The sequence below is a fragment of the Streptosporangium sp. G12 genome, from assembly GCF_052983175.1.
The window spans coordinates 186,848-204,327 of sequence record NZ_JBRIQO010000019.1; the positions used below are offsets into that span (position 1 = coordinate 186,848).

Below are 17,480 nucleotides of genomic sequence, written 5' to 3' on the forward strand. Positions count from 1 at the left end.
CCGGCACCCGGCCGGTCGGGCCGACCGGCGTGCCCGGCCGGCCCGCCGCGTCAGCCGACGGTGAAGAGCCTTCCCAGGTCGGCGCGGTCGCTGCTGCCGAGCCGCGCGTAGGCGTCGCACAGGTGGTTGGCCACCGTACGGATCGACACGGTGAGCTGCTCGGCGATCTGCCGGTTGGTCAGGCCCGCCGCGGCGAGGCTGACGATCTGCCGCTGGCGTGCGGTCAGCCTGGGCAGCGCGAGGTTGACCAGGGCGGAGCTGCGCGCCCCCTGGCAGGCGCCCGCCAGCGCGGAGGCCCGGTTTCTGGAGGACTGCGAGGCTCGCCGGTCCTCGTGGACGAGGGCCGCGTGCGCGAACGCCTCCGCCGCGTGCAGCGTCAGGCCGAGGCCGGCGAGACCACGCCCCACCTCGTCCAGGGCCTCACCGTCGCGCCCGGCCAGCGCTCGGGCGTGCCGCGCCAGCAGGGGGGCGAGGCCTCCCCGCGCGCGGTCGGCCAGCTCCCCGAGCCGGTCGACGACCAGCTCGGGGGTCCCGAGCCGCACCACGTCGTGCAGGGCGAACAGGTCGTCGTCGAGCGGGTCGTCTCCGGCGGCACGCAGCGCGGAGCGCAGGGCACCGTCGAGGTCTCCCTCGGCGGCGAGCGTCCAGGTCCGCGCCCGCTCGGCGGCGAGCGCCCACGACCGTGCGTTCCCCCCGGGTTCCGGTGCCGCCGGGGACACCGAGGATCCCGGGGACCGGTCCTGGGCGGCGGGCCGCGCGCGCGCCCGCGCGTCCCCGCCGGGGGCCGGACCGCGCGACAGGGCCTGCCGCGCGGTCGTCAGGTCGCCGAGGTAGGCGGAGGCGTGCGCGAGCTCGGCCAGGCAGGCGCGGTGGTGGGGGGAACGGCGCAGTCCCTCGCGGCTCCAGGCGACGGCCTCGCGGGTCTCCCCGCGAAGCCGGGCCACCCGGGCGCGCCGCGCGCAGAACTCCGGCATCGCGGGTTCGTCCCAGCCGGTGTCGTCCTCGGCCATCCGCTCGCCGGTGCCGCGCGGTATCCCCGAGAGCCGTCCCGCGTACGCGCGTGCGGTCAGGTCCTCGCACTCGCCCGCCAGCGCCGTGGCCGTTGCCGAGGCCCGCGGGAGCCGTGGCGAGCCGGAAGGACCGCCCGTCCCCGGGCGCCTCGCGGCGGCCCTGAGCACCGGGCCGTGCAGCGGGTGGGCGAGCCGGACCGACAACCGGTCGTCCACGGTGACCAGCCCCTTCGCCCGCAGGCGTTCGAGGACGCCGAAGGCGGTCCCGGCGCCCGGCGCGTCCGGGACCGGGCGCTCACCGGACGCGAGGAGCTCCGGGAGCGCGCCGGACGCGACGGGTTCCGAGGGGGCGTCGGACGCGGTGGGGGGTTCCTGCGGTTCGCCGGACATGACCAGCCTCAGCGGCCTGCCGGACGCGATGAGCTCCAGCGCCTCCCGTTCCTCCCCGTCGACGTCGCGGATCGTGTCCTCGACCAGCTCCCTGACGCGCGCCGTCATCGGGGGAGTGCCCCGCCAGGTCCAGGTGCCCGAGACGTTGCTCAGGTCCCCTCCGGCGTGGACGGCGACGACCAGCTCGCGCAGGAGGCGGAGGTCACCGCGGCTCGCCCGGTGCAGGCGCCGGACGGTGAGGGTGTCCACGTAGCCGCCCACCGCCCGGGACAGCAGTTCGCCGCACTCGCGCTCCGTCATGGGGACCAGCGCCACGCGCGGCAGGAGGTTCTCCTTCCAGAGCCTGGAGACGTCCTCCGGCACGGGCACGCCCTCACGGACCGTGACGAGCAGGCGGGTACGCCCCCTGAGCGCCAGGCGGTGGACGAGCGCGGCCGAGGAGTCGTCGAGGAGGTGGGCGTCGTCCACGACGAGCACGCGCACCCCGTCCAGCGCCTCGACCGGGTCCGGCGGGCAGAGGAGCCCCGCGGGGCGCGGGGAGGATCCCGTGAGGGACGGGGAGACGGGGAGCCCCGCGGAATCCCGGGAGGTGGAAAGCCCGGCGCGGCGCAGGGAGCGGGAGAGGAGATGGGCGAAGGCGGCGAGCGGGCTGTCCAGGGTGTCCGGCGTTCCCGTGATCCGCGCGTGCACCGGCTCGGTCATGGCTTCGGTCACAGTCTCGGGCACGGGTACGGCCTCGGCGGCCAGGCGGCTCCTGCCGCTCCCCGCCGCGCCGGTCACGACGACGCCCCGGCGGCCGGCCGCCAGGTTTCGCCGTACGAGATCGAGTTCCTCAGTCCTGGCCGTGAACGGCCAGGGGGACCGTGGGTTTCTCACAGCGGTATGAGCCGGGCCGCCCGTCCGTGATACACGTGGAATTGAGTAGGCCCTACTCATGCGCGTCCGGGATTCCGTCCCCAGTCTCGTGGCATGTGGACACGGTTTCCTTGATCTCCCCACCCTGCCCGCGGGCGAGGGCCGCCATGCCGCGGGGACGTCGATGAGGGCGGGCGACGGCGAGCGCGTCCGGCACTGCTCGCTCCCGCCGTACCCCGCCTACGCGCCGCCGGACGGGCTCGAGGGGCGGCGGCGCGCGGCCCTGCTCTCGGGGCGGCGGGCGTGGCTGAACGGCACGGTCCTGCACTACTGCTTCCTGGGCGGGCGGCATGACGGCGAGCACGGCGACGGCGGGCAGCGCGACGCCGTGCGCCGGGGGTTCCAGGAGTGGAAGGACCTCGGCATCGGGCTGGAGTTCGCCGAGGTCGCCGACCGTACCGAGGCGGAGGTGCGGATCGGGTTCCGGCGGGACGCCGGATCGTGGTCGGCCGTGGGACGCGACGCGCTCCGCGTCGGGACCGCCTCCCGCACGGTGAACTTCGGCTGGGACCTCACCGGGGCGTCCGGCCGGGGCACCGTGCTGCACCAGATCGGCCACGTCATCGGCATGGTCCACGAGCACCAGAGCCCGTACTCGGGCATCCTCTGGGACGAGGAGGCCGTCTACGAGGACTTCGCGGGGCCGCCGAATCTCTGGCCGAGGTCGCGGACGTTCCACAACGTCATCCGCAGGCTCGACGAGAGCGAGGCGAACGGCCCCGTATGGGATCCGCTGTCCGTCATGGGATACCGGCTCGGCCCGGGGCTCATCCTGGAACCCTCGTGCCACCGGGCGGGGATCGTGCCGCCGGGCACCGTCTCCGGGCCCGACGCCGCGTTCGCCCGCCGCTGGTACCCGCCCCCGGGAGCCGCGCCGCCCTCCGAGCTGCGGCCGTTCCGTTCCGCCCCGCTCGGAACCGGGGCGGGGGAGCAGCGCGACTTCGTGATCACACCTCGCGCCACCCGTGACTACACCGTCGGTGTCTTCGGCGAGTGCGACACGGTGCTGGTGTTGTTCGAGGAGGTCGGCGGCGACCCGCGCTATCTGGCGGGCGACGACGACGGCGGGCGCCCGCGCAACGCGTCCCTCCGCGTCCACCTGCTCAGGGACCGCCGCTACGTCCTGCGCGCGCGTGTCCACTCCTGTTGGGGACCCGGCCAGGCCGCCGTCATGTGCTGGTGAGCGCCGGGTGCCGGAACTGTCGTACGCGTCGTGCAGGATCGCCGGCGCCGGCGACGGGCCGGCGAGGTGGCGACACGGAGGCGACCGTGGCGAGAGTGACGACGCCGGAGGGAAACGACGACCACTACGGGGTGACGATGCTCGACCCCGAGGAGAACGAGTTCTGCGTCAGCTAGATCTCCGGTATATGTCCGGCGTTTCCGCAGTTCATCTTTCCGGAGCGGGAAAAGGCGGGTCGGAGTCGCGCGCAGTCATCCGAATGAATGGTTTTCCTCGCATATCGCGGGGCAGGTGGCCGACGGTCGGAAAAGACGGGTTTCGTTCATAGGCGGCGGGGATGGGGGACGATCCTGATGAGCGACAACATAATTTTAACGGTGATCAACTGGGCTGTTCTGGTCCTCGGATGCGTGATGGTCGCACAGAGCGTCTACACGCTGGCGACAGGCCGGTTCCCTCCCCTGTACTCCAAGGGCGACCGGGCGTTGCCGGTGCGGCCGTACGCGTGGTACCTGCTGCTCTTCTGGTTGGCCCTGGTCGCGTTGGCGTTGCCGCAGGTGCTGGACTGGCCGAGCGAATGGCGGATCGTCTCCCTCGTGTTCGTCGTCGCCTTCGTGGCGGGAGCGGTCGTCGTAAGGATGAAGATGAAGAAGGCGGAGCGCTCCATGGAATCGGGTGACACTCACCGGACCCCGTGACATTCACGAGGTCGTGTGACGGGGGTGACGGAGGGGCGTGACCGGCATGCCGCCGATCCCGCCCCTCGTGGTCAGCCGCTCACCTCTGTCTGCTCCGGCGAGCCCGGAATGCTCGCGTCGAGCCAGATCGGGCGCCAGTCGCTCAGCTCGTGGAAGCGGCGCAGCTCGGCGATGCCGCTGAGCCAGCCCATCCACCCGGCGTACGGGGGGTTCTTCTCGTCGAAGCCGCTCTCCACGAAGGTGAGCCGTGTCGCGCCGCCCGAATCCTCCAGCTCCCAGCTGGAGACGCCGAGGCCCGGCCACTCCAGGGAGAGGCCGCGGCCCGGCTCCAGCGCGACGACCTTCGCGGGCGTGTCGTTGGCCTCGAAGCCGCCCATCGCGAACCGCCCGCCGACGTACGGCTCGAGGTCGACCTTGTAGCCGAACCACCGGCTGAACTTCTCCGGGTCGACGAGCGAGTCGAAGACCGCCTCCGGCGAGCCGCCGATGACGAGCTGCTCCCGCATGATCGGGGAGGTGAAGTCGGCCTTCGGGGTGAGCCCGCGGCCCTCCAGGTGGTCGACCAGGTTCGCGATCGACAGGCACCAGAACGTCTGCAGCGTCCCCAGGACTCCGCCCTCGGTCATCGCGGACTCCTGGTCGAAGTGGGTCTGCGTCAGCGTCACGATGGTCGACTCCGCGCTCTCCTCCTCCAGGCTGATCTCGACGGTCGTCTCCTCGCCGCCGAGCAGCCAGGAAAAGCGCAGCGTGTGGTCGTCGACGTGCAGCGGCCGCTGGTGGGGCGCCTCTCCGTCGGGGGTGTGACGCCCCCAGAACGCGTACCGGTGCGGCAGCTCGACCTCGGCGTGCTCGGCCAGCCAGACGCGCAGCTCGCCCGGGTCGGTCAGGGCGTGGTGGACTGCCTTGAGCGGTGCGGTCACGCGCGCGCTCAGCCTCATCGGCTCACTCACGGGGTTCTCCCTTGGGGTAGCAGGCGACGGCGAGCTTGAAGGCGTCCCCTTCGGTGCCGCCGTAACGGGTGAAAAGGTCTTGCAGCGCCGCCTGGAGGTCGTTCAGGAACTCCTGACGCCGCTCGGGGAGCATGCGGATCTCGCCGGACACGCCGATGGACGGCAGCTCCGGCGCGGTCCTGTCGAGCGCGCCGATGTCGGCCTGAACCTCCTCCATGAGGTCCAGCAGGTAGCCCAGGCCCAGGTCGTCCCGGGTCGTGCGCAGGCCGATCCGGCCGACGAGGCGGGGCGAGAGCCAGTAGGAACGGGCGCTCGCCTGGTAGACGCCCTCGTGGATGCCGCGCACCCTGCGCTCGGTCACCTGTGTCACCAGGCCCGCCTCGACCAGGCGTTTGACGTGGTAGTAGACCCGCTGCGGGGTCTGGTCGAGCAGAGCCGCCACCTCGGTGCACGAGCGCGGCTCGGCGAGTTGCCGCAGCACCTCGATGCGCTGCGGTTTGAGCAGGGCCTCGGCCTGCTCGATCTGCTCCAGGTACAGGACGTCTCTCATCGCAAAATCAAGCTTGTACGTAAAATTATATTTTTTCAATGGTCGGCGCGGAGGAGCTCGCCCGGCGTCTCTCCGCGGTGACCGGCGACCGGTCAGGCGGGCGAGAGGAAGGCGGCCAGGAGACCAGAAGACCAGAAGAGCAGGGCGGGCGGGAGGTGCGGGGCTCACCTGCCTTCCGGGGACGATCGCATCGCCCCCAGAAGGGTGTCGAGGGTCACGCGGGCGAATCCGATCCGGGCGTCGCTCGCCCCGTACGGCAGCCACAGGGCGCCCGCGTGCAGCAGGCCGCCGCAGGAGTACACGACGTTGGGCACGTACCCCTCGCGCTCGGTGTCGCCGGGGGTGAGGAGCGTGCCCGGCAGCTCGGCGATGACGCGGCGCGGCTCGTCCAGGTCGAGCAGCAGCGCGCCGATGGCGTAGCGGCGCATCGGGCCGACGCCGTGGGTCAGGACGAGCCAGCCGGCCTCGGTCTCCAGGGGGGATCCGCAGTTGCCGACCTGGATCAGCTCCCAGCCGCTGCGGGGGGTGTGGAGCGGTACCGGGCGCCGCCACCTGCTGTCCTCGCCGAGGGAGGTCAGGCCGATGGTCTCGCCGTCGGAGCGGCACAGCGCCAGCCGGCGCCCGCCCACCCGGCGCGGGAACAGCGCCATCCCCTTGTTGACGGCGGCGGGCCCGCGCAGCGGGGTGACCTCGAAGGTACGCAGGTCGTCGCTGGCGAGCATGTGCGAGCGGATGTGCCGCCCGTCGTAGGCGGTGTAGGTGGCGCGGTACGAGGGCGTGCCGTCCTCATCGACGATCCTCACGAAACGGGCGTCCTCCATCCCGTTGCTCTCGGCCGCGGTGGCGGGCCAGAGCACCCGCCGCTCGATCGGGACGTCGGCGGGGAAGGTCACGGCGTAGTCGGCGGCGGTCGCCCGGCGCAGCTCCTCCACGGTGCCGTGCGTGGTGGTGCGGGTGAGCAGGTCGGTGGGGAGCCGGGCGACCGCCTGCTCGAAGTCGTCGTCGTCGAAGAGGTCGGGCAGCGAGCCCAGCACGGTGGCGGAGACCTCGTTGTCCCAGCCCTCGTCGGTGAGCGCGGCGGCGAGCAGGTCACGCCGGTGGGGGACCCCGTGCCGAGGGCCGGCGGCCAGCGGTCCCGAGCGGTCGGCGACGACGAGCTCGTCGCCGGGGCCGAGCACCGCCGTGACGAAGCCGATGGACGACAGGTGGCCCTCGCCGATCTGCCGCGTGCTGATCACCACGCGCAGCCGTCCCGGGCTCAGGCCGGACTGGTCGGGGTGGGCGACCATCGAGGGGTTGCACAGCGCGGCGCCCTCCACCGCGTACTCGTGGCTGAAGTAGGCGCCGACCAGCAGGCGGGCCGCCGGCCGCAGGTCGACATGGCTCGGGACCCGGTAGCGGACCAGGTCGTAGTGGTGCAGGAAGGTCGTCGCGAGGTCGCGGTGCCGGTCGCCGAACCCCCGCAGCGTCTCCTCGAGGAGCGCGGCGGTCTCGTCGTGGCCGAGAAGCGTGATGCGGTCGATCAGGGCGGCGGCCCGGCTGCGCGCCAGGGCTGCGTCCTCGCCGGGCACGAACAGCTTGATGATCACTCTTCGCGGGTCGGGGGCGAGGGTCTGGTCGAGCCGGGTGGCCAGGTCCCTGATGGTCATGGCACCTCGTTCAGGGGTCTCGGGGCCGGGACGCCGTGCCTTCCGGGGGAGGCCGTCGGGGCGCGGCACCTTCCGGAGGGCACGGCCGGGACGCGGCGTCCCCCAAGGAGCGCGGTCGGGACGCGACGCCGTGTGAAGGTCGCGCCATATCCCGTCATGACACCCATGACATCATCCCGCCGGTCCCGTGACCAGGGCACGATGCCTTCAGACGACCTCACTCCGTTCGCTCACCAGGTGCTCGGCGTGCTGCAGGGTGGAGATGAGTGCGATGGTCGACTCCGCGCCCTGGTTCAGATTGGGCCCGTACAGGGTCAGGCCGTCGTAGCCGCCGCCGGTCGCGGTGTCCCACATCGCCGTACCCCGGTCGTTGGCGCCCTGGAACCACGCCGACGCCCGCCACACCCCCGCCTGCCAGGCGGGGTCGCCGGTGACGGCGCCCGCCGTGGCGCAGGCGTCGGCGAGCGCGGCGACCTCGATCGGCTGCTGGTCGTAGCGGTCCCGCGGCGCGTGCCGCCGCCAGCCCGCGACGGGCACGACCGACAGCCGCCCGTCCCTGGTCTGGATGTCGTGGAGCCAGGTCAGCATCCGCAGGCCGTCGGCGAGCATCGAGTGATCGCCGCCGAGGTGGCCCGCCGCGATGAGCACCTCGGCGAGGGCGGCGTTGGCGTACGTCAGCCGGGGCTGCGGCCACGGCCAGTCGGGGTCGGCCGGGGGGACGCCGACCGCGCGGGCGGCGTCCGCGAGCAGGGCCGCGGCCGGGGCGTTGTCCGGCATGACGCGCAGGACCTCCGCCGCGCCGAGCCCGGCGAACGCCATGGCGCGCGGATGCGTGGACCGCCTGGTGGCGCCGAGGGCGAAGGAGATCAGGGCCTCGTCGCGGATCCACGGGGCGGGGTTGCGGGCCGCCGCGGTGCCCAGGCCCCACAGCGCCCGGCCCCACCAGTCGCCGAGACCGGGCTCGTCGGTCCAGCGCCGGTCGTGGGAGAACCGGTTGTGGAACGTGCCGGAGCCGTCCTGCGCGTGCGTGAGGAAGGCCAGGTAGCACTCCGCGAGCCGCCGCACCTCGGGGGCCGGCGCCGGTTCGCGGCTGGTGACGACGAGCCCGCGGGCGACGTCGTCGGTGCAGTAGCCGTGCTGGCGGCGGACGACGGCGTGCCTGGCGTGTTCGAACAGGCCGGTGTCGTCGCTCAGCCGCGCCAGGTGCCGGAAGCCGGGGATGGCGGAGGCGACCATGGGGGCCGTGTGGGGGGCGGGGGTCGCGGGGGTCACGGCAGGGCCACCGCCACGGCCGCCGGGCGTCTGGTGAGCAGGCCCCGGGCGAGGTCCTCGTAGCGCGCCGCCACGGCGGGCCACAGCAGGGTCGGGACCAGGGCGTGGGTACGGTTCCTGAGGTCCTCGGCCAGGCCGGGCTCGGTGAGGATCCGGCGTACGGCCGCGGCGAGCGCCGCGGGGTCCTCGTGGGGGACGAGCAGGCCGGGCCCGCCGGTGAGCAGTTCCACGGCGTGCGGGAAGGACGTGGCGACCACCGGCACCCCGGCGGCCACCGCCTCGATCAGGACACCGGAGGTCACCTGCTCGTGCGAGTCGTACGGCAGCACGACCACGTCGGCCGAGCGGACCAGCCGGATCAGCGAGGCCTGGTCGCGGTAGACCGGGTCGTACCGCACGGAGGCGGCCACGCCGAGCCGCGCCCCCATCCGCTGCAGCCGGTCGCGGTAGGCCTCCCCGTGGTGTTCGAGCACCTTGGGGTGGGTCTTGCCCGCGATCGTGTACGTGGGCGAGGGGGAGAGGTCCCCCAGCAGGGCGAGCGCCTGCAACGCCCACTCGATGCCCTTGCCGGGGCCGATCAGCCCCCAGGTGAGCAGGTGCGGCCGCAGGCGGCGCTGGGCCGGGACGCGCATGTGGTCGGCGGCTCCGTGCGGGATGACCGACACCTTGCCCGGGTCGACGTGGTAGCCGGCGAGCAGCCGGTCGCGGGCGGTGCCGGTCATGGTGACCACCGCGCCGGCGGCGTCCACGATCTGCTCGAGCAGCCTTCGCTGCCGGGGGGTCGGCCGGGTCAGCACGGTGTGCAGGACCACGATGCTCGGCACCATGAGATGCCGCAGCAGCGGCAGGACGTCCTGGCCGTCCTGGCCGGGGTAGATGCCGTACTCGTGCTGGACCACCGCCACGTCGAACCGCTCCAGGGCGGAGGCCGCCGCCTTCCAGCTCTCGCGCCCGCCGGGGGCCCAGGTGTGCACGACCCCGGGCACGGCGCGTTCGTCGTCGCCGTCCGTGGTGACGCGGACGATCCCGCCGCGGGTGCCCCCCTCGGTGAGGTGGGCGGCCAGGGCGGAGTTGAAGGTCGCGAGCCCGCACTGCGTGGGCGGGTGGGTGCTGAGAAATCCATATGTACAGGCCACTGCCAAGCCTTCCGGTCATCGGCCGCCCCGGCTCACGGATGCGGACCTCACGGGATGAAGACGTCCATCGGCCGGCGTGGTGGCGGATGGAACCGAAGCCTGGCGCCGGGGGCCGTCCTCATCGGGGCCCGGCTGCCGCGACCCCGCAGAGGACCGCGGGGGCTACGTCACTCCGACAGTATCAGGGGATTACGCTCGGTCCACTATGTCGCGGTAGATGCGTAAATAATTGGTCACCATTCTCTCCACCCCGAATCTGCGTTCGGCCTGGGCGCGGCAACCCGCCCGGTCGATCGTGCCGACGCGCGAAACGGCGGAGACGGCCTCCTCGACGGTGTCCACCAGGAAGCCCGTCACGCCCGGATCCACGACCTCGGCCATCGACCCGCGCCGGTAGGCGACCACGGGGGTGCCGCAGGCCATCGACTCGACCACCGACAGGCCGAAGGGCTCGTCGAACGCGATGGGATGCAGCAGGGCCGCGCTTCCGCCGAGGATCTCGGCGCGCCGCTCGGGGCCGACCGAGCCGAGGAACCTGACCCGCTCGCCGTCGACGTGCGGGGCGACCCGCTCGTCGAAGTAGCGCCGGTCCTGGACGATCCCGCAGACGGTCAGCGGCAGCCCGGCCCGCCGCGCGATCTCGATCGCCGTGTGGGTCCCCTTGTCGGGATGGACCCGGCCGAAGACGACCAGCCCTCGGCCGCCGTCGGGGTCGAAGGGCAGGAGCCCGAGGTCGATGCCGTGGTGAACCGTGGCGACGTAGTCGAGCCGGGGGGAGCGGTCGGCGTCGGAGATGGAGACGTAGGCCGATCGGGCACGGGCGTAGGCGGGCAGGATCCCCGCCCCGGAGAACCCGTGGATCGTGGTGAGCAGCGGAGCGCGGCAGTGGCCCGCGAAGGCCAGGGGCAGCCAGTCGAGGTGGCTGTGGACGAGGTCGAACTCGGCGGAACGCCCCAGCGCGTGCGCGACGTGCATCGCCTCCCACACCCGCCCGTCGAGGGACGGATCCTCGGCGTACCCGGTGGGGCAGACCCCGTCGAGCGTCCCCGAGGTGATCGAGTCGAGGGTGGCGAAGAGCGTCACGTCGACGCCCCTGGCGGTCAGTCCCTCGGCGAGCAGGCTGGTGACCTGCTCCCACGGCCCGTAGTGGCGCGGCGGCGTACGCCAGGCGACCGGTCCCAGCAGGGCCACCTTCAGCGGAGCCGGCTCCGGCGCCGCCTCTGCCGGAGCCGCTTTCGCCGGAGTCACCTTCGGCGCGCCCCCCTCAGGCGAAGCCGCCCTCACCGGTCACCGGATCCGGTGCGTACCCGTCCCAGGCCCTCCCTCGACCTCACAGATTCACCCCTCTGCCGGACTGGTAAGGACAGAGCCAGGCAAAAACCACGCTGCTGAAATTCACCAGCATGGTGTGGGGTGTCCGCCCGGCCGTTTCGGTGACCTGGAGCCTGACCACCGACCCGTCCCGCATCCAGCCCGCCACCTCGTCCTCGGTGGGCTCGTGTCCGTGCAGGCGCAGCATCAGGTCGTGGGGCTGCCCGGCGATTCGCAGGTGCAGCTCGCACGCGGGCTCGGTATCCGCCATGTTTCGCCGTCCAGATGTCCATGTGGAGTAGACCCGGCGGAGTTGTCGGCGTCCTGTCGAGCGTACTCCTCGCGCCGGAGGCCACCCCGAGCGGGCGAACGACCACCATGATCGTCGACCCGCTGACGCTCCGACCAGCCGACTCGCCGCCCCGCCGGCTCATCACCCCGCCGAGCACCTGGTCAAACCCCCTCCCTCTCATGCCCGCGAACCGGGACAAGAACGTCAGCGAGCCAGATCGGCCCTCGGCACCTTGCATTCGTGTACGCGTCACCGCGATCGATAGATAAACCCCGGAACGGTATTTCACCCGTCAGGGTGGCTTCTCCGCGTCATGACGGGTCGATCGCCATCCAATCCGGTGCAATTCACGCACGGGAAACGGCCCGAGCCGTCGCCGTGCGGATGCGCGCCACCTCGGCCGGATCCGTGCGGACGCGGCGTCGCGGGCGTCGCCGGATGTCCGTGCGTGTACGCGTTCCGGGTGTGAGCTGCCCGTACGGCGCCGTCCCCGACATCCTTACCCGCAGGTTTTGAAGCGGCTTGCCCTTATCGCCGACTTGGTGATGGAAATGCGTGACAAATGGCTTATTCTGCTCTGTCATTGAGCGGCCAATGGGCATTGAATTGTTGATTCTCGTGGAAATTTTCCGCAATCCGCGGTCTCATATTCCAGCCAGTTCTTTCGGGATCATTACTGGGAAGAGGAGAGTCATATGACCAATTCGCGAAGAATCACGGCACTCGCGGCCGCGCTCGCGACGGCGGTCAGCCTCGGGGCCGCCGGTGCGCAGGCGTCGGCGACGGCCGCGGAGTCCTCGGTGGTGGCCGCGCCTCCGGCGCAGGGGCTCCGGATCACCCGCTTCCTCGGCGAGCAGCGCCTGCCACACAGGATGCGGTTCCGGGGGACCACCGTCGGCGGCCTCTCCGGTCTCGACCGTGACCCCCGCACCGGCACCTGGTACCTCATATCCGACGACCGGTGGCGCTACAACCCGGCCCGCTTCTACACCGGCCGCTTCGACATCCACCCGGTCACCGGGGCGTTCACCGGGGTGAACCTCACCGGGGTCACCACCCTGCGGCGTCCCGGCGGGAGCTCCTACCCGGCCTACGGCCGGCCCAGGTCCGCCGATCCCGAGACGATCCGCTACGACCGGTGGAGCCGCAGGGTGCTGTGGGCCAACGAGGGCGACCGGCCGGACGCGGAGAACCCCGACATCCCGGTGTCCGACCTGTCCGTCCGCTGGACCAACAGCGAGGGCCGCTACCTCGGGGAGCTGCCGGTTCCCCGCAACCTGAAGATGACCGCCACCACCAGCGGCCCCCGGCGCAACTTCGGGTTCGAGGGGCTGACCTCCACGGAGCGGACCATCGCGGCCGTCACGGAAGGCCCGCGATACGAGGACGGCGCGCCGCCGACCGTCAGCCGGGGCGCCACGGCCCGCATCACCGTGTGGGGACGCGACGGCCGGCCGCGCGGGCAGTACGCCTACCCGATCGACAAGCTCCCGGCGGCGCCGATCCCGGCGAACGGCAAGTCCGACAGCGGGGTCTCGGAGATCCTGGCGATCGACGACAACCGCTACCTCGCCCTTGAGCGCTCCTGGATCGAGGGCGTCAACTACAAGGCCAAACTGTACGAGATCGACCTGCGCGGCGCCACGAACGTGCTGACCCGCGACAGCCTGGCCGCCGGACGCCCGTACCGCCCGGTTTCCAAGCGTCTCGTCACCGATTTCGGCAGGGTGCGGCTGCCGTTGCAGAATCTGGAGAGCCTCGCCTGGGGGCCGCGCCTGCGCAACGGCGAGTGCACGCTGGTGGTCGGCTCCGACGACAACTTCGACAGCAACGAGGCCACCCAGTTCCTGGCCTTCGCCGCCCGGGGCTGCGACGGCCGTTGAGATAGCACCGGGCGACCGGTGCCCCCGCCGGCCACGAGGTGACGGCGGCTCGATCGAGAAAGAACCCGGGCGTGGCCGGGACCCGCGACACGGGTCCCGGCCACGCCTGCTGTTCCGCCGTCCCCGCCGCCCGCTCGCCCGCTCGCCCGCTCGTCCGGTCGTCGCGGGAGGCGCGGCGGTCCGGCACCTGACCGGGTCTCCGTCTCCCGTGCCGGGGCCGGTCCCCGCGGCCCACGGGCGGATCGGGAGACGGCGGTCCGGCTGGACCCTCCCACCGCGGGAACCTTCATTCTGGTGAGGTGAACGAGGGACACCTGCCGATCGGGCGGTTCGCACGGCTGTGCCGGCTCAGCGTCAAGCAACTGCGCCACTACGACGAGCTGGGCCTGCTGGCCCCGGCGTATGTCGATCCGGACACCGGCTACCGCTACTACCGGCCCGACCAGGCGCGCCCCGCGATGCTGATCGGCCTGCTGCGCTCCCTCGACGTACCCCTCCCCTCGATCGGGCGGGTGCTGTCCGGTGAGGCGGGCGTGCTCGGCGGCGTGCGCGACCGCATGGAGGCCGAGCTGGCGCGCCGAGAGCGCAACTTCGCCGCGCTCGAACGCATCCTGTCCGAGGGCCTGCCCCGGCCGGAGGTGACGGTCGTCCGCGAGCCCGCCCGGCGGGTGGTCGTCGTACGGGACACCGCGCCTCAGGAGCGGATCGGCGCGGTCACCTCGGCGTGCGTGGCCCGGTTGCTCGCGGCGGCGGGCGTGCCGGACGGGCTGCTGGTCGGCCTGTTCCCGCTCGACATGGCGGAGGAGGTGGCCGTGGCCGTCGCGCTGGAGACGTCCGAGGACGTCCCGGGGACGTCCTCGGACGTCCTGCCGGGCGGTCTGTACGCGTCGGCGACCCATATCGGGGCGTACGACCAGATCCCTCTCACCACACACGCGTTGCTCGCCTGGGTGGGCGAGCGCGGGCACATGCCTGCCGGCCCGCTGCGGGAGGTGTACGTCTCCAACCCCGCCACCACGCCACAGGACCGGCTGGTGACACATCTGATGATCAAACTGAATGACCCGGAATGAACGGGTGTCCGGCCGCCGGCGATCCAGAAGCGGCCGAGTCCGGCCCCGCGCGGGCGCGTGCGCCCCGCTATCACCCCGGGCGGAGACCCGAAAGCCGCCCCGGCATTACGTCGGTCCTAAAATGCCAAAAGTGTTCGCATCAAAGTACCGCGACGATTCATCGGGATTCGTGGACCTCCTCTTTCGGGAGCCGCCTGACCGGGGTTGTTCCGGCTCCCGAACTCCTTGGCCCGTCGCTTCCCGGCACCTGCCTGCTGATGGCCAAAAATAAGTAAATTTCTGGATTCGTTGGAGTCGTCGAGGTGTCCTCGGCATGGCTCCGGGTTCTTGGCCATCTTCCCGCTTCTTTGATTCTCGTCGGGTTCATCTATGTCCGCCGCTAGAACTTTGTTCGCATAATGACAAATTTAATGATTTAGCTATACGATCGCCGTTCGTGGTTGGAGTTGATCTTTCAGGAACCCGATTGGCAGACGACCTGTTCTTTGTCGTGCATGACAACGCGACCGGCCGGATGAGGCTTCACGCCCGTCTGACCGGTCTCGGGCTGGCCGCCGCCGTACTGGGAGAACTGATGCTCGCCGGGCGGGTGACCGTGGGATCGGCGGCGGGACAGGTGCGGCTCGTCGTCCTCGACGCGGCGCCGCCTCAAGACGCGCTCACCCGGACCGCCCTGGGGCACATCGTCGCCGAACCCTCGCACCGCTTCCGTACCTGGCTGCAGTTCCTCGCCCGTACTGCACTCGCCGACGTGGCGGCCCGGATGACCGCCGACGGGCTGCTGCGCCCGCCCGGCAGGCGCCCGTCACGGAGACGGGTACCGGTCGACGTGAACGTCGCGGGGTGGCCCGTCGGGCGCGTCAACCTGGCGATCCAACGCCGTGAGCCACTCAACGCCCAGGACCGCGTCCTGCTGGGGCTGCTCGTCGCGACCGGCGGCGACCAGCTCGTCCTGTGGGAGCAGAACCCGGCGTACCTCTCCGCGGCGATCGCCGCCCTTCCGGCGCCGCTCCAGGAACTGATCGCCCAGACCGAGGCCGCCGTCGGCGACGCCGTCATCACCCGCCGGTGAGCCCACCCCCCTCATTCCAAGGAGTCCCTCGATGTCCGTGACAGAGCAGAGAACCGGCGCGGTCTCCGCCGCGCTGGCCCAGGACCGCCTTGGCGTGCCCTCCGTGGTCTTCTTCGTCATCTCGGCGGCGGCGCCGCTCACCGTCATCGGCGGCTCGGTGACCGCCGCCTACGCCGCGACCGGCGTGACCGGCGTGCCGCTCGCCTTCATCCTGCTCGGGGGCATCCTGGGCCTGTTCGCCGTCGGCTACGTGACGATGGCCCGCCACGTCGTCAATGCCGGGGCGTTCTACGCGTACACCGCGAAAGGGCTCGGCAGGCCGGTGGGGGTGGCGACCGCGTGGGTCGCGTTGCTGGCCTACAACGCGCTCCAGGTGGGTCTCTACGGAATGATCGGCGCGGCCGCCCAGCCGCTGATCGCCGGCTGGTTCGGCAGCTCCCCGCCCTGGTGGGTCATCGGGCTGGTCGCCTGGGTGCTGACCGGGGCGCTCGGCCTCATGCGGGTCGACGTGAACGGGAAGGTCCTGTCGGTCCTGCTGCTGACGGAGATAGCCGTCGTCGTCCTGTTCGACATCGCGGACCTGGTCAACCCGTCGGCCTCGGGCTACAGCCTCGACGTCTTCGACCCGTCGAACCTCTTCGTCCCCGGGATCGGAGCGGTGGTCGCGATCTGCATCGCGTCCTTCGCGGGTTTCGAGTCGTCGGTGGTGTTCTCCGAGGAGACCAAGGACCCGAGGCGCACGGTGCCGATCGCGACCTACGTCGCGCTCGCCGTCATCTCCGGGCTCTACGCCGTGTCCTCCTGGGCGATGACCGTGCCGATCGGCTCGGACAAGATCGTCGAGACCTCGCGCGAGCAGAGTTCGAATCTCCTGTTCAACCTGGCCGGGCAGCACCTGGGGGCGACCATCGCCACCATCGGCTCCCTGCTCTTCGTGACGAGCCTCTTCGCCGCGCTGATCGCCTTCCACAACACGATCTCCCGCTACGTCTTCGCCCTCGGGAGGGAAAGGGTCCTGCCCGAGACCTTCGGCCGTACCTCCCCCCGGACCGGTGCCCCGGTCAACGGCTCGGTGGCGCAGAGCGTCATCGGGCTGGCCACGATCGTCATATACGCGATCTTCGACCTGGACCCGGTCATCCAGCTGTTCTTCACCGTCGGGTCGTTCGGCGGCCTGGGACTGCTCATGATGCTGGCGGCCACCTCGGTCTCCGTGCTGGTCTTCTTCGCCAAGAACCCCCACGAGGAGAACGCCTGGCGGACCCGCATCGCCCCGGTCATCTCCTCCGTCCTGCTGTTCGTCGTCATCGTGCTCGTCCTGCTCAACTTCGACACCGTGCTCGGCGTGGCCCCCGACTCCCCGCTCCGCTGGATCATGCCCGCCATCTACTTCGTCGCCGCGGGGTTCGGCGTCATGTGGGGACTCGCCCTGCGGGCCAGGCGGCCGAAGGTGTACGCCAACATCGGCCTGGGCGCCCAGGCGGCCGTGGGAGGGAACGAATGACCGAGATCATTCGCATCCAGAACGCTCCCGGGGTCGCCGAGACCATCGGCGCGATCATCGCCACCTCCTTCCACGAGCAGGAGGTCTCGGCTTGGATGATCCCGCCGGAGGAGGACCGCCGCCGGGTGATGCCCCCCTTCTTCTCCATGCTCAGCGAAGGCGCCCTCACTCACGGCGAGGTCCACGCGACGGCCGACATGTCCGCCGTGGCCGTGTGGTACCACAAGGGGGTCGAGCCGCTTCCCGAGATCCCCGACCGGGCCGCCCGGGTGGAGGCGTTCGCCGGGCCCCACGCGGAGCGCATCGAGCAGATGGGCGAGGAGATGGACCGGCGCCATCCCCACGAGCCACACCACTACCTGGCGTTCCTCGCCGTGCTTCCCGGACATCAGGGACGGAAGACGGGGACCCGGCTGCTGGAGGGGTACCACCGCGGGCTCGACGAGGCGGGGACACCCGCGTACCTGGAGGCCAGCAGCACTCGCAGCCGCAGGCTCTACCTGCGGCACGGCTACCGGGACCTCGGCGACCCGCTGGTCCTGCCCGGCGGCCCGCCGATGTTCCCGATGTGGCGCCCGCCGAACCCCTGATT

General features: G+C 71.8%; 15 protein-coding genes. 7 read left to right on the forward strand and 8 right to left on the reverse strand.

Annotated elements, in window-relative coordinates:
• Window positions 1–50 precede the first annotated feature (50 nt).
• A complete protein-coding gene (locus ACVCAG_RS28080) occupies window positions 51–2,276 on the reverse strand; it encodes a helix-turn-helix transcriptional regulator (RefSeq protein ID WP_447190562.1) in 2,226 nt (741 codons plus the stop codon).
• 88 nt (window positions 2,277–2,364) lie between these two features.
• On the opposite strand from ACVCAG_RS28080, the gene ACVCAG_RS28085 reads away from it, so the two are divergent.
• A complete protein-coding gene (locus ACVCAG_RS28085) occupies window positions 2,365–3,498 on the forward strand; it encodes a M12 family metallopeptidase (protein ID WP_447190563.1) in 1,134 nt (377 codons plus the stop codon).
• A 353-nt stretch (window positions 3,499–3,851) separates the two neighbouring features.
• Window positions 3,852–4,196 carry a hypothetical protein gene (locus ACVCAG_RS28090; protein WP_440086113.1) on the forward strand — a complete coding sequence of 115 codons (345 nt, stop codon included), beginning with the start codon at window positions 3,852–3,854 and terminating at the stop codon, window positions 4,194–4,196.
• Window positions 4,197–4,267: 71 nt separating this feature from the next.
• On the opposite strand, the gene ACVCAG_RS28095 is transcribed toward ACVCAG_RS28090, so the two are convergent.
• The 7 genes from ACVCAG_RS28095 to ACVCAG_RS28125 form a co-directional block, all read right to left on the reverse strand.
• Window positions 4,268–5,146, reverse strand: a complete 879-nt coding sequence (locus ACVCAG_RS28095) for an SRPBCC domain-containing protein (RefSeq protein ID WP_447190564.1) — start codon at window positions 5,144–5,146, stop codon at window positions 4,268–4,270.
• The gene (locus ACVCAG_RS28100; RefSeq protein WP_440086111.1) at window positions 5,139–5,696 is read right to left on the reverse strand and encodes a helix-turn-helix domain-containing protein; all 558 of its coding nucleotides are present in this window, start codon (window positions 5,694–5,696) and stop codon (window positions 5,139–5,141) included. Before ACVCAG_RS28100 ends, ACVCAG_RS28095 begins: the two co-directional genes overlap by 8 nt.
• A gap of 164 nt (window positions 5,697–5,860) precedes the next feature.
• A complete protein-coding gene (locus tag ACVCAG_RS28105) occupies window positions 5,861–7,345 on the reverse strand; it encodes a glycoside hydrolase family 130 protein (RefSeq protein ID WP_440086110.1) in 1,485 nt (494 codons plus the stop codon).
• Between the two features lie 207 nt (window positions 7,346–7,552).
• Window positions 7,553–8,617, reverse strand: coding sequence for a glycosyltransferase (locus tag ACVCAG_RS28110; RefSeq protein WP_447190565.1), 1,065 nt, complete (start codon window positions 8,615–8,617; stop codon window positions 7,553–7,555).
• The gene (locus ACVCAG_RS28115) at window positions 8,614–9,753 is read right to left on the reverse strand and encodes a glycosyltransferase (protein ID WP_447190566.1); all 1,140 of its coding nucleotides are present in this window, start codon (window positions 9,751–9,753) and stop codon (window positions 8,614–8,616) included. Before ACVCAG_RS28115 ends, ACVCAG_RS28110 begins: the two co-directional genes overlap by 4 nt.
• A 189-nt stretch (window positions 9,754–9,942) precedes the next feature.
• On the reverse strand, window positions 9,943–11,001 hold the full coding sequence (locus ACVCAG_RS28120; protein WP_440086107.1) for a glycosyltransferase: 1,059 nt from the start codon (window positions 10,999–11,001) through the stop codon (window positions 9,943–9,945).
• Between the two features lie 82 nt (window positions 11,002–11,083).
• Entirely contained in the window at window positions 11,084–11,335 is a 252-nt protein-coding gene (locus ACVCAG_RS28125) for a hypothetical protein (RefSeq protein ID WP_447190567.1), read from the reverse strand.
• 716 nt (window positions 11,336–12,051) lie between these two features.
• Between ACVCAG_RS28125 and ACVCAG_RS28130 the strand changes: the two genes are divergently transcribed.
• The 5 genes from ACVCAG_RS28130 (at window position 12,052) to ACVCAG_RS28150 (ending at window position 17,478) form a co-directional block, all read left to right on the forward strand.
• A complete protein-coding gene (locus tag ACVCAG_RS28130) occupies window positions 12,052–13,239 on the forward strand; it encodes an esterase-like activity of phytase family protein (RefSeq protein ID WP_440086105.1) in 1,188 nt (395 codons plus the stop codon).
• A 299-nt stretch (window positions 13,240–13,538) separates the two neighbouring features.
• Window positions 13,539–14,312 (forward strand): GyrI-like domain-containing protein, encoded by a 774-nt coding sequence (locus tag ACVCAG_RS28135; protein WP_440086104.1) that lies wholly within the window; start codon window positions 13,539–13,541, stop codon window positions 14,310–14,312.
• A 466-nt stretch (window positions 14,313–14,778) separates the two neighbouring features.
• On the forward strand, window positions 14,779–15,384 hold the full coding sequence (locus ACVCAG_RS28140) for a GPP34 family phosphoprotein (protein ID WP_440086103.1): 606 nt from the start codon (window positions 14,779–14,781) through the stop codon (window positions 15,382–15,384).
• A 31-nt stretch (window positions 15,385–15,415) separates the two neighbouring features.
• Entirely contained in the window at window positions 15,416–16,888 is a 1,473-nt protein-coding gene (locus tag ACVCAG_RS28145) for an amino acid permease (RefSeq protein WP_440086101.1), read from the forward strand.
• Window positions 16,885–17,478 (forward strand): GNAT family N-acetyltransferase, encoded by a 594-nt coding sequence (locus ACVCAG_RS28150; protein ID WP_440086099.1) that lies wholly within the window; start codon window positions 16,885–16,887, stop codon window positions 17,476–17,478. The genes ACVCAG_RS28145 and ACVCAG_RS28150 overlap by 4 nt, the downstream gene beginning before the upstream one ends.
• The last annotated feature ends 2 nt before the right edge of the window (window positions 17,479–17,480 follow it).